Source organism: Mucilaginibacter gilvus, assembly GCF_004054195.1.
Lineage (GTDB): Bacteria > Bacteroidota > Bacteroidia > Sphingobacteriales > Sphingobacteriaceae > Mucilaginibacter > Mucilaginibacter gilvus.
The window spans coordinates 86,410-98,432 of sequence record NZ_SBIW01000031.1; the positions used below are offsets into that span (position 1 = coordinate 86,410).

Annotated in this window: 15 protein-coding genes and 1 tRNA gene; 12 read left to right on the forward strand and 4 right to left on the reverse strand. The window is 42.1% G+C overall.

What is annotated here, in order from left to right:
• Positions 1–109: 109 nt before the first annotated feature.
• Entirely contained in the window at positions 110–388 is a 279-nt protein-coding gene (gene rpsO, locus EPL05_RS23620) for a 30S ribosomal protein S15 (RefSeq protein ID WP_128536456.1), read from the reverse strand.
• Positions 389–636: 248 nt separating this feature from the next.
• Here rpsO and EPL05_RS23625 point away from each other — a divergent pair, with 248 nt between their 5' ends.
• Both EPL05_RS23625 and EPL05_RS23630 read left to right on the forward strand, forming a co-directional pair.
• Positions 637–1,860 carry a fibrobacter succinogenes major paralogous domain-containing protein gene (locus tag EPL05_RS23625; RefSeq protein ID WP_128536457.1) on the forward strand — a complete coding sequence of 408 codons (1,224 nt, stop codon included), beginning with the start codon at positions 637–639 and terminating at the stop codon, positions 1,858–1,860.
• Between the two features lie 88 nt (positions 1,861–1,948).
• A complete protein-coding gene (locus tag EPL05_RS23630; RefSeq protein WP_128536458.1) occupies positions 1,949–2,359 on the forward strand; it encodes an acyl-CoA thioesterase in 411 nt (136 codons plus the stop codon).
• 74 nt (positions 2,360–2,433) lie between these two features.
• Here EPL05_RS23630 and EPL05_RS23635 read toward each other — a convergent pair whose 3' ends face one another.
• Positions 2,434–2,733, reverse strand: coding sequence for a hypothetical protein (locus EPL05_RS23635; RefSeq protein ID WP_128536459.1), 300 nt, complete (start codon positions 2,731–2,733; stop codon positions 2,434–2,436).
• A gap of 196 nt (positions 2,734–2,929) precedes the next feature.
• Positions 2,930–3,916 (reverse strand): D-alanine--D-alanine ligase, encoded by a 987-nt coding sequence (locus EPL05_RS23640; RefSeq protein WP_128536460.1) that lies wholly within the window; start codon positions 3,914–3,916, stop codon positions 2,930–2,932.
• A gap of 300 nt (positions 3,917–4,216) precedes the next feature.
• Here EPL05_RS23640 and EPL05_RS23645 point away from each other — a divergent pair, with 300 nt between their 5' ends.
• The 9 genes from EPL05_RS23645 (at position 4,217) to EPL05_RS23680 (ending at position 10,426) form a co-directional block, all read left to right on the forward strand.
• On the forward strand, positions 4,217–5,008 hold the full coding sequence (locus tag EPL05_RS23645) for a PASTA domain-containing protein (protein ID WP_128536461.1): 792 nt from the start codon (positions 4,217–4,219) through the stop codon (positions 5,006–5,008).
• A complete protein-coding gene (locus tag EPL05_RS23650) occupies positions 4,995–5,300 on the forward strand; it encodes a rhodanese-like domain-containing protein (protein ID WP_128536462.1) in 306 nt (101 codons plus the stop codon). Before EPL05_RS23645 ends, EPL05_RS23650 begins: the two co-directional genes overlap by 14 nt.
• A 25-nt stretch (positions 5,301–5,325) precedes the next feature.
• Positions 5,326–6,381 (forward strand): endolytic transglycosylase MltG, encoded by a 1,056-nt coding sequence (gene mltG / locus EPL05_RS23655; protein WP_128536463.1) that lies wholly within the window; start codon positions 5,326–5,328, stop codon positions 6,379–6,381.
• Positions 6,381–6,788: an acyl-CoA thioesterase gene (locus EPL05_RS23660; protein WP_128536464.1), complete on the forward strand. Its 408-nt coding sequence runs from the start codon at positions 6,381–6,383 to the stop codon at positions 6,786–6,788. Before mltG ends, EPL05_RS23660 begins: the two co-directional genes overlap by 1 nt.
• Before the next feature lie 11 nt (positions 6,789–6,799).
• Positions 6,800–7,801: a YihY/virulence factor BrkB family protein gene (locus tag EPL05_RS23665; RefSeq protein WP_128536465.1), complete on the forward strand. Its 1,002-nt coding sequence runs from the start codon at positions 6,800–6,802 to the stop codon at positions 7,799–7,801.
• A gap of 87 nt (positions 7,802–7,888) precedes the next feature.
• Positions 7,889–7,973: transfer RNA gene (locus EPL05_RS24140), tRNA-Ser, on the forward strand.
• 252 nt (positions 7,974–8,225) lie between these two features.
• Positions 8,226–9,443, forward strand: coding sequence for a site-specific integrase (locus tag EPL05_RS23670; RefSeq protein WP_128536466.1), 1,218 nt, complete (start codon positions 8,226–8,228; stop codon positions 9,441–9,443).
• Positions 9,444–9,482: 39 nt separating this feature from the next.
• Positions 9,483–9,752 (forward strand): hypothetical protein, encoded by a 270-nt coding sequence (locus EPL05_RS23675; protein ID WP_128536467.1) that lies wholly within the window; start codon positions 9,483–9,485, stop codon positions 9,750–9,752.
• Positions 9,753–9,754: 2 nt separating this feature from the next.
• Entirely contained in the window at positions 9,755–10,426 is a 672-nt protein-coding gene (locus EPL05_RS23680) for a zeta toxin family protein (RefSeq protein ID WP_128536468.1), read from the forward strand.
• Positions 10,427–10,740: 314 nt separating this feature from the next.
• Here the strand turns inward: EPL05_RS23680 and EPL05_RS23685 are convergent, their stop codons facing one another.
• Positions 10,741–11,436, reverse strand: a complete 696-nt coding sequence (locus tag EPL05_RS23685) for a hypothetical protein (protein ID WP_128536469.1) — start codon at positions 11,434–11,436, stop codon at positions 10,741–10,743.
• Positions 11,437–11,705: 269 nt separating this feature from the next.
• Here EPL05_RS23685 and EPL05_RS23690 point away from each other — a divergent pair, with 269 nt between their 5' ends.
• On the forward strand, positions 11,706–11,963 hold the full coding sequence (locus tag EPL05_RS23690) for a helix-turn-helix domain-containing protein (protein WP_128536500.1): 258 nt from the start codon (positions 11,706–11,708) through the stop codon (positions 11,961–11,963).
• The last annotated feature ends 60 nt before the right edge of the window (positions 11,964–12,023 follow it).

Genomic DNA, 12,023 nt, shown 5'->3' on the forward strand with positions numbered 1-12,023 from the left:
CTATTTTGGCTGGTTTTATAGGTTTATAAGGGGCAGCAACTCATGGTTTCAAAAAGTAAAAAGCCATCCAGCATAATGCGGACGGCTTTTTGAAAAATATTCAGGAGGATTACTTGATGATATCCCTCAGCGCTAAGGCCTTGATGATAGCACGATACCTGTTGATATCTTTTTTGAACAGGTATGCCAGCAATCCGCGGCGTTTACCTACTAATTTTTGTAGCGATAACTGGGTAGAAAAATCGTGTTTATTTTTCTTAAGGTGACCGGTTAAGTGCGCTATACGGTAAGTGAATAAAGCAACTTGTCCTTCGGTTGTACCTGTATCGGCGGCACTTTTACCGTGCTTTGCAAAGATCTCTGCCTTTGCTTCTGTACTTAAATACATTACGTAAATAATATTAAAGTGTTTAAAATTCTATTAATTGTGGCGCAAAGGTAAGTGTTTTAGTTTGAAGTTTAAAACCTTTAGCCAAAAGAATTTCGCGGGCGATACAGCCGGTTTTTACAGGTGTTTAATAAACTTAACACATAACACATAACACCTTGCGTATTGTTACGTACAAAGGCAATTAGTACTAATATTTATTAGGCGTTGCTTTATCAAAAACTTATATTTGGTAAAACCAAAGCCTGATGAAAGTTAGAAACTATTTACTGATTCTGCTTAGTACGATAATTTACTCGTGTGCAACAAAAAAAGATGGGCCGACTCCAACCCCATTTAAAACAGACCCGGTAATTAACGATACAACAAAGGTTTTGCCAACTTTAACAGATTTTGGTATCAATCCAAAAACATTTGGCGATGCCGATTTTATAATTACCGCACCCAAAAGTAACAGTACAGGGGCATTTATCTACACCAGTAGCAACTTGTTGGTAGCCCAAACAGATGGCAATAAAATTATTGTTAAAGGCAGTGGCACAACGGTGATAACTGCAAGCCAGGCCGCATCAGGCAACTTTGCGGCGGCCAGCATAACTGCAAGCTTTAATGTGGCACCTAAGCAAACCATTACCGGTAAATTCAATGCCCCTGTTTTTTTAAGTGGTATAACTTATCATATTGTGGCCCCCGTTAGTAATAACCCCTCTAAATTTGTATTTAGCTCGGGCAACCCGCTTGTGGCAAAAGTGAGTAACGACACCCTAAAAGTTGTAGGAATTGGCCAGGTGTTTATAATAGCACGCCAGGAAGCCACGACCGGTTATAGTACTGTTGCCGATACACTTGTGCTGACCTCGGCTGTTACCCCAATTACAAAACCGATAACCGACGCTGATAATAATATATATACCGCCGTAACCGTAGGTAATCAAATTTGGCTTGGGCAAAACCTGGTTACAACCAAATACCGGGACGGGAGCGCTATAACCTATAGCGCAGACGATGGCATTACCGGATGGGGTGCTTTAACCGCAGGTGCCCAAACTATTTATAACAACGACCCCGCTAACAAAACCTACGGGCGACTTTATAACTGGTATGCCACGACAAACAAAATTGGCCTGGCACCGGCGGGCTGGCATATATCTGAAGATGAAGAATGGATTGCACTTTTCACCCACTTTGGCGGCAGGGATAATACAGGGCCTGCCCTGCGCCAGTCTGCAAATAATGCTACAGACTTTAATGCATTATTAGGCGGTGTTTATACCAGAGACTTAACTACGGGTAAATTTACTTTTAATGGCCTAAACAAAACGTCTAAGTTTTGGATAGCCGGGGAATTTAACAGCACACTTGGGTTGGGTACTCTTTTAGTTGAAAATTCGCTGGTGGGCATAGAGAGCGCACCAAAACAAAATGCATACTCGGTAAGGTGCCTGCAAGATTATGTGGTGACCTTTAAATAAGAAACAACTAACGCAGGAAATCATCTACAGGGAACTTTTATCGACTTCTAAGTTCTTACTTTTGACTTTTAACTTTTTACTTAAAAGAATGCCCTACTCCACCTTCGAAACTGAGCACCGCGTACGCCCCGATGATATCGACATGTTTAGGCATGTGCACAACAGCAAGTATTTTGATTACGTGCTGGCGGCCCGTTACGAGCAAATGGAAACCTGCTATGGCATGGCCATGGAGAAATTTATGGAACGCGGCTTTGGCTGGGTAGTGCGCGCCGTATATATGGACTATAAACGCGCCCTGGTAATGGGTGATTACTTTTTAGTGCGCACCGGCATCGAAAGCATCAACGACAAAGGTTGCCGTGTAGCCTTCACCATCACCAACAAAGCCACCAAAAAGGTATGCTGCGATGGCTACTTCGATTACGTAATGATTGATATGGCCACGGGCCGCGGCACTAAAGTACCGGAGGATGTAATTGCGCACTATGGCATCTGATGTGCAGATTTCAAATGTGCATATATGCAAATGAAAAAACTCAAAGCCAATAAAACTATCTGCACATCCAAAGTTTAATTCGCCAGTATAACATCACCGCAGCAATTCACATCACTTACCAGTAAGCCTTTTGAGCCATTGATGGTTTCTATGGTGTGGATATACTTATAGGTTTTGCTTAACTGGTCAAATCCATGGTCAATAACCTGTATGTTCAGGTCCTCTACAGAAAAATCTACGCTATCCTGCAGGCATAAAAAATGCTGACCATCCATCGGCAAAAAATCATGGGTGTAACCTTTGTCGTGCAGGTCGATGACGCGCCTGGTTAAGGCGTTATTCAATTTACGGGCGTTGTTCTTAAGACTGTTCATGGCTTTGATAGGTTGTTACGGTAAATAGGACGCTTGGGCACCGCAAATAGTTACAAATGAGCTATTTAAATCAGCATTTTATCTCAACAATTTTTATACCAATAAACATTTATGATGAGCCAATTGTAAAATAAAAATAGAGCCCTGGCTTTTTGCAAAACCAAGGCTCTATTTTTATGCTATTTGTTAAAATTTGCTACATCGCCCCCTCTATCAGTTCGCTATAAAACTCAGGAACACTCATACCTGCCGCTCTTACCTGCTGTGGTATTAAACTCGCAGATGACTGCCCCGGTGTGGTGTTGATCTCGATGAAGTTAAAATCCTGTGAGCCTTCCAGCAGGATAAAATCGACCCTTACCATGCCGCGGCAGTTAAGGCGTATATATACCTGGGTTACTATTTCGGCTATTTCGCGCGCCTTTTCGGCGGGGAGGTCGGCCGGGGTAATTTCCTCGGTAAAACCGGGACTATATTTAGCCTCGTAATCAAAAAATTCCTTGGAGGTGATCAATTCAGTAGCCGGCAGTACCCTTATTTTGCCTTTAAGGCGGGCAATACCTATGCTAAACTCGCGGCCTTTAATAAACTCTTCAATCAATATCTGGCTGTCTTCGTGGAAGGCTTTGTCGATAGCCCCCTGCAAGCCGCCAACGTTGTGTACTTTACTCATGCCTACGCTACTGCCGCCATTGTTTGGTTTGATGAACAGCGGAAATTTAAGCGTGGAGGCAATAGTAGCCGTATCATGCATATCGCGTTGGTGTAGCTGCATGGATTTTGCAGTATGCAAGCCATGGATGCCATTCACAATGGCTTTGGTGTAGGCCTTGTTCATGGTAATAGCCGATGTGGTAGCATCGCAGGTATTGTACGGGATGCCTATCATGTCAAAATAGCCTTGCAGTTTACCATCTTCGCCGGGTGTGCCGTGTACGGTGATGAACGCGAAATCGAATTTTATCTTCTCGCCGTTCAGGGTAATGCTAAAATCATTCTTGTCTACAGTTAGCCTTTCACCATTGTTCTCGTAAATCCAGCTATCGCGGTTGATGAGGATGGTGTAAACCTTATATTTATCAATAGTGCCAAGGTTTGCGGCTATATTTTTAGCGCTGTTAAGCGACACTGCATATTCGCCGGAAAATCCCCCGGCCAAAAGGGCTACGTTTATGGTTTTCATGTTTTCTGATTTCTAATTTCGAATGTTCAATTTTTCGCGTTGTTTTGTATATTGTTGCTCAAGAAGGCTACGCCGTTTCGATTTTTTTAGGATGTGTTAAAAGTATGTGTTATTTGAAAAATATTCTAATTGAAAATCCATTATCCTTCATTGAGATAATATCACCGTTTAACAAAAGCAATTAAATTCGAAGTAGCGAGGCCCTCTCTTAATACCAAAACATCAACAACAATTCGAAATTGAAAATTCGAAATCCGATATTTTTCCCCTATGTTTGGGTTTAATATCGCATCACCAGGTATGAGTAAATTCGGGTCTTATTTAAAATCAAGGCAATTCAGAAACACTGTTTTATTAGTAATATCCACCGTTATCGGTATTGTGCTAATAGCCTTTTTCAGCCTCGGTTACTATACTCGCCACGGCAGCGGTATCCCGGTACCCCAGCTAAAGGGGCTTGATGTAGATAAAGCCATGGCAGCTCTTAAAGAACAGGGTTTTAACTACAAAATAGACTCTGTTTATGTACCCGATCAAACACCCGGCACTATTGTAGAGCAGGACCCGGATGCCGGCACCAACGTAAAAGAAGGCCGTACCATATACCTTACCATGGTTACCCAACAGGCACCACCTGTTGCCCTCCCCGATCTGACCACCGAACAAAGCATCTATCGCGAAGCGGTGGCCACACTATCTAACTACGGCCTTAAAGTTGGCGATACCATTTACCGCAGCGATATAGCCCGCGACCGCGTGCTGGAAGTTAAATTTAACGGCCAGGTAATAAAACCGGGCACCAAATTACCAAAGGGCTCCCGTTTAGACCTGGTATTGGGTAACGGTGAAGGTGCCAGCGAAGTGGATATCCCCGAACTCATCAATCTCGACCTCGACGCAGCCAAGTTCTCTATTAAGGGAGCAGGTTTAACTATAGGTACCATCACCTATGAAGGTAGCATCACCGATTCTACCAACGTAGTAGTGGTAAGCCAATCTCCCATGCGGTCAGATTCGCTGAGTCAAACCAGCATCGGTACGCGCATAAACCTTACTGTTTCACAAGGGCAAAAAACCAATGAGCCAAATTGATGCTGCTACCCTGCAGCAGCGTTTAAATAATGGCGAAATATTAAACCTGCTGGATGTTAGGGAAAAAATCGAATTTTCTACCTTTAATATCGGTGGGTTAAACATTCCTGTATCCAAACTCGCGGCCAATATCAACCTGGTTAATTACAACAAAACGGATGAGGTAATCGTTATTTGTAGCGCGGGTATCCGCAGCGATAACGCGCAGGGTATTTTAAGCGCTTTAGGCTATCAAAATGTGCTGAATTTAAAAGGCGGATTAATAGCTTTGCAAAAATTAAACAACAAGTAAAACACATCTCCCAACCATATCTTCTATGTCAGAACAAAAAAAGCCTTCGGGCGGGGCGTTAAAAAAATTCATTATCGCACTGGTGCTTATCATCATCATATCGCTTGCAGGCACAGGCGTATTTTACTATCTGCGCTACTTTGGCCCCAACGTAAGCGATAAACAGGAATACCTGTACATCCGCACCGGGTCGGATTTTAACGAAGTTTATAAAACCATTATAGACAAGGGTATTGTTAAGGATACCACCACTTTTATGTGGGCAGCTCATAACATGAATTACGTTACACGGGTGAAACCGGGCAAATACCGCTTAACCTCGGGCATGAGCAACCGTTCGTTGATCAATATGCTAAAATCGGGCAATCAGGAACCGGTGAAACTGGCTATCCACAACATCAGGTTAAAGCAACAGTTTGCGGGCTTTGTGGCCAAAAAACTGGAAACAGATTCGGTATCGATGCTGCGCCTGCTGGATTCTACCGCCTTTGTAGAAAAATACGGCTTTACAACCGAGAACGTGTATACCATGTTCCTCCCAAATTCTTATGAGTTTTATTGGAACACCACGCCGGGGAAATTCTTTGACCGGATGTATGCCAACTACCAAAAATTCTGGACACCGGAACGCAAAGCAAAGGCCGCCGCCATTAACCTTACACAACAGCAGGTATCTATTTTAGCTGCCGTTGTAGATGCCGAGGCACTGCATGATGATGATATGCCAGCCGTAGCCGGTTTGTACCTTAACCGCCTTAAAAAGGGCATGAAACTGGAAACAGATCCTACCGTAATATTTGCCGTTGGCGACTTCACCATCAAACGTGTATTAAGGAAAGATCTGATGAAGGATTCGCCCTACAATACTTATATGTATGCAGGCTTGCCCCCCGGCCCTATTATGATGCCATCCATCAACGCCATCAATTCGGTACTGGATTACCAGCACAACGATTACCTGTACATGTGCGCCAAGGAAGATTTTTCGGGCTATCACAACTTTGCGAACAACGAGGCACAGCATTTAATAAACGCCCACAAATTTCAGGAAGCGCTAAACCAAAGGCACATATACCGCTAATGTTTCAGTACGCTACCAAACTAAGGGTGCGCTACGGCGAAACCGACCAGATGGGTTATATGTATTATGGCAACTATGCCGAATTTTTTGAGGTGGGCCGGGTAGAGATGCTCCGCAGCCTCGGGCTAACTTACAGCGGCATGGAGGCATCGGGGATAATGATGCCCGTATTGGAGTTGAATTGCAAATACCTGAAACCCGCCCGGTACGACGAAGAGATCACCATCAACGTATCTATGGCGAAAATGCCGGGTGTGAAGATCCATTTTAAGTACGAGCTTTTTAACGAAAAACAGGAACTGATACACATCGGCGAAACCTTGCTGGCCTTCATCAACATGAAAACAAACCGCCCCTGCCTGCCACCACAGGAATTTATTGATAAATTAAAGCCTTTTTTTGAGTAATTTTATCCATAATGAAATGGATACACCGCTTTTTAAGCCATTTTAAGTTTTATCACTACATAACCGACTGGGCAAAATCAGTTTACATCCCGGGGTTCAGGCCCCTGCCATTGTATACAGTGATTATTTTCTTTATAGAGGAGATCCAAAAAACGTCGCTTACCAACCGCGCGGCTGCATTAGCCTATAATTTTATGCTGGCGCTGTTCCCGGCCATCATCTTTTTATTTACGCTGATCGCCTATATCCCGGTAACCGATTTCCAGCGAGACCTGCTTAGTGTTTTTGCGGAGATAATGCCTACAAACGCTTACGAAGCATTTAAAACTACCATTGAAGACATCATTAAGAACCAAAACGGCAAATTGCTTTCTATTGGTTTTATAACGGCCCTATACTTTGCTACAAACGGCGTTAGTAACCTGATGCAGGCCTTTAACAAATCATCGCTGATATTAGAAACCCGCACCTGGCTTAAAAGGCGCGTTATAGCGCTTTTACTTACCGTAGTTATAAGTATTGCGCTGCTTATAGCTATTGTAATTATGATAGCCGGGCAGGCGGTTATTGGCTTTATACAAGATAAATTTTACAGCAATTCGCACTATTGGTTTTACCTTATCGCGTTGTCGCGCTGGATAATTATACTGGTGATATTTTTCGTCAGCATTTGTATTTTGTACCGTTACGGCCCGTCTAACAAACGCAAGTGGAAGTTTATTAACCCGGGCTCTATTTTAGCCACCTCACTGGCCATATTAACCTCTATCGGCTTTACCTATTACACCAACAATTTCTCATCATACAATAAGGTTTATGGTTCCATTGGTACGCTCATCGTAGTAATGATCTACCTGTACCTAAACTCGCTCATATTGCTCATAGGCTTTGAATTAAATGCCAGTGTAGACCTTTCCAAGCGGAATATACGCATTGTTAAGCCGCGGTATAATAGCTTCAGATCACCCAAAACAGCGATTTCGCAGGCAAAAACGAACATTCCGCACAAATAACCCAATGGCGTACAGGAGTTTACAAGTAATTTAAAAAAAGTTAACATCGGGTTTGGCAATTCGCCCCGGATTTGTACTTTTGTCCCCGGAGAGCTGGCAGAGTGGTCGATTGCGGCAGTCTTGAAAACTGTTGACTGTAACAGGTCCTGGGGTTCGAATCCCTAGCTCTCCGCTGATTACAATATCAAAATACATTAAAAGCCTGCAAATCAAAAGATTGCAGGCTTTTGTATTTTAGTCAAATGGCTATTTTATTCGTCAATTCGCAACAAAAAGGTGCGTAATTCGGTGAGTAAAATCTATAAATTACTTACTCACCAAAACGAACTATATTATTGATAATCAAGATGTTCAATAAATGAACATCTTGTACAGGTCTGGTTGCAAGCTTAATTTTGTTTCACTTTTTAATGCTTTAAACATTATGAAAACTAATTTTAGCTTGCTTTTTTACTTAAAAAAGCCCAAGAACTACGAAAGTGGCTCAGTGCCGATCTACATGCGTATCACTGTTAATGGCAGACGCGCGGAAACTACATCAGGCCGTGTTTGTGACCCATCCGGCTGGAACAATATTGCCGGAAGACTTAAGGGCACTAAAGAAGAAGTGCGATCCTTTAATGCTTACCTGGACAATTTACAGGCACAAGTTTATGAGGCGCATCATTTATTAACCGCAGAGGGACAGGAGATATCTGCTGACAGCTTAAGAAGTAGATTTTTGGGCAAAGAAGAAAAATCTAAAATGCTCCTTGACGTTTTTAGAGATCATAATAAAAAAGTAGCGGCATTGGTTGGCAAAGAATATGCTGCCGGGACATTAGAACGTTATAAAACTTCTTTAAAGCACACACAGAATTTTTTGAATTGGAAATATAGTGTTGGTGACATCGACGTTAAGCAGATCGATCATGATTTCATTTCCAATTATGATTTCTACCTCCGATCAGAACGCAAGTGCGCTAATAACTCTGCCGTCAAGTACATCAAGAACTTTAAAAAAATCGTGCGGATATGCTTGTCCAGCGGCTGGCTGGATAAAGACCCTTTCCTAAATTACAAAGCAAAAGTTAAACGGGTAGACCGGACATTTCTGAACCAGGAAGAATTGCAATCTTTAGCAGATAAAGTGCTGGAAATTGACAGGGTAAGCCAGGTCAGGGATATTTTTCTTTTCAGTTGTTTTACCGGTATGGCTTACGCAGACGTAAGTAAATTAACCCGTACCGAAATCGTAAAGGGGCCTGATGGAGAGATGTGGATTTATGCGAAAAGGAAAAAGACCGATACGCTTACCCATATTCCTTTGCTGCCCTCCGCTTTAAGCATTTTGAAGAAATATGCTGACCACCCTGTTTGCGTCAATAAAAATAGAGCCTTACCGGTCATGTCTAATCAAAAAATGAATGCCTATCTCAAGGAGATTGCAGGTATTTGTGGCATTAACCGCTCACTTACCTTCCATATCGCCCGGCACACTTTTGCAACGACAGTGACGCTATCAAATGGCGTTCCCATTGAAAGTGTAAGTAAAATGCTGGGGCATACGAACATCAAAACCACACAACACTACGCAAAGGTATTAGACCTTAAGGTTGGTCAGGATATGGCACTCCTTAAACAGAAATACGCAAAGGCATAATCAAACAATTAATCTTTTTTAAAATTTAATTATATTTGTATGAGAACATTACATCAAACCATGGGCAGTACGACCACAAACGATCCACGATCTCTTCCGGCTATCGGGCTGTCAACCGAAGAACTTAGAATGCGGCTGCAACATATAACTGAAAAGGTTATCAAAGACACATGGGCTAAAAACAGCTATCTTACCTACTACGATGAAACGCTTTGCCCGGATGCCAGCTATGCTATCCATGCCTACCGCGACAGAAAAGAACTGGTTAAATTAGAAAACGGCGAGGCGCATCTGGTCAAAATATTATAGTCATGCCATCAGAGAACCCGCAATTATTAATTGTCGGGGGTCCGAACGGTGCTGGTAAATCTACCTATAGCGGAGGTTTATCGCCTAAAGGAGCTTTTGTATTTGATGCAGACATCATAAAAGCCCGTGTAGCGGCCCGTTTACCCGACGAAGTTCCAGTTGAGAGTATTCATTTCGCCGTCCAATCGGTATTCCTTGACTTTGTAGAAGAGGCGATCAAAAACAAGCAGAACTTTACCATAGAGACTAATTTCAGGGATAATGACCTCATGGATACCATAGCCCGTTTCAAACAAAATGGTTATAATACCAATATGATTTATCTGACGCTGCATGATGTCGAACTTTCGATTGACCGTGTTAAGCAACGTGTAAACGCAGGTGGCCATTTTGTTGACGAGGGTGGCATTCGTTATAACTTTGAAGAAGGATTAAAAAACCTGGAATACTTTGCTGGCCGGTTTGACAAACTCGATATTATCGATGCGTCAAAAGACCTTGGTCAATTCAGGCCGCTATTGAGTATTAAACAACAACAACTTGTTTACTTGAGCACTGATTTGCCTATTGGAGTGGAACAGACTATTGTCAATATCGCTGATCGATATAGAGATAATTCCAGGAATGAAGATAACGACGAGGATCGTGGTTGGGATTTTAACAGGGGAAGGTAAAGAGCCCATCAGGAAAAGCCGTTTCCACATTCCGCTATGCTGCATGGCGGAAACAGCTTTCCTTACCCGCGAAAGGACGTTGCTCGCTCCCTCACAACAACCTTTCTTTGCCGATTCTTTAATGATAATCCATATTCACCAGTTCGCGAATGTAGTCCAAACCGGGTCAAAAAAGCAAGGGTATATAAACGGTCAGCTGTGTTTTGCATTTTAGCGGACTAACCGCCCTTGCATTTTTGCCCGGTTTAGCGCTGTTGGTTGCCTAACTGTTGGATATGGCCTGTCTGTTCATTAGCCCTCGTATAAAATTCTTTTTAAACATACTTCTCCCAACCAGCTACCTGTTCTAAAAGCTGCCCTGCTGGCATATTAGGGTAATAAGTCATCACATATTCCATAAAAGCTTTAATATTCTCCGGCCGTTCGAATTCCATCACGGTGAGGACGAGCATCGGCCATCTTTTGGTTTGTGTCATAAAGCCGTATAGCGGAAGGTAAGGCGGTGAATAATGAAAAGAGTTCGCCACCAGTTTATCATAAAGGACCTTATTCATCGACTTTTTAAAATCCCTCAATAGGTCATAAGCAACAATATCCTTGCCGCCAGATTTGATCAGTTCACCTATAAAAGGCATCCCCTCATCCCAAAAGAAAGTATAAAGGTAACCCATAAAACCTTTTTCAGTGATATCACAAAGATCTTTGCTGTAGTAAGCATATTCTTTCTTGAATATCTCCAACGAGAAATCATCTTTATGTCTTTCAATAATAAAGTCGATCACTACATTTTCCCTGGCAATCACTTCAGCGAGTTCGGGCCCTTTAGGTTTTAAACCGGGGATATCGAGCAAATACCTTGCTTTAGAGAACAATTCAAAGTAGTAGCTTTTAAAAAAGATGGTTTTTCTTTCAAAGGTAACTTGTACATACAAAGGATGGGTAAGCTTTCCGTGAAAGTCAACTTCCTTTAACCGGTCATTCAGATAAGTCTTATAAGTGATCTTGTACACTTTTTTTAAATATTTTTTTTTGAGTGCTTTTGACCGTCATTGATTGACTTCTTTGATTTGATGCTGAAACTACAAAAATCAAAAGTTATCAAACTTAATCAAATCAGATTATTTCAACGGCTCAAATTTATGCATTTGTTTTGACGTATTTTATAATATCAAAACATATATTTACGTTTGTCCTTTATTCCTCTACCTGTTCAGCCATTTTTAAGCCTGGCTGAAAAGAAAGGATATTATTTATCAAATTATTTTAAGAATTACCTATGATGGCTATCGAATTAATTACCAAAGATGATCTGAAGCAGTTCAAAAGCGAGCTCTTGGACGAGATCAAAAAAATCATGAAACCCGGGTCGGGTGAAAGCAAGCAATGGCTAAAAAGCGTTGAAGTTCGAAAGATGCTCAGCATCTCTCCCGGCACCTTGCAGAACCTGCGGATCAATGGCACCCTACGCTTTACCAAGGTGGGCGGCATGATGTATTATAAACTGGAAGACATTAACAAAGTATTGGAAGGCAAATGAAATTCTTCACGCAAAACAAGTTCACTGCAGATTTATTCGCACCTGAATTTGTTCGTTGTG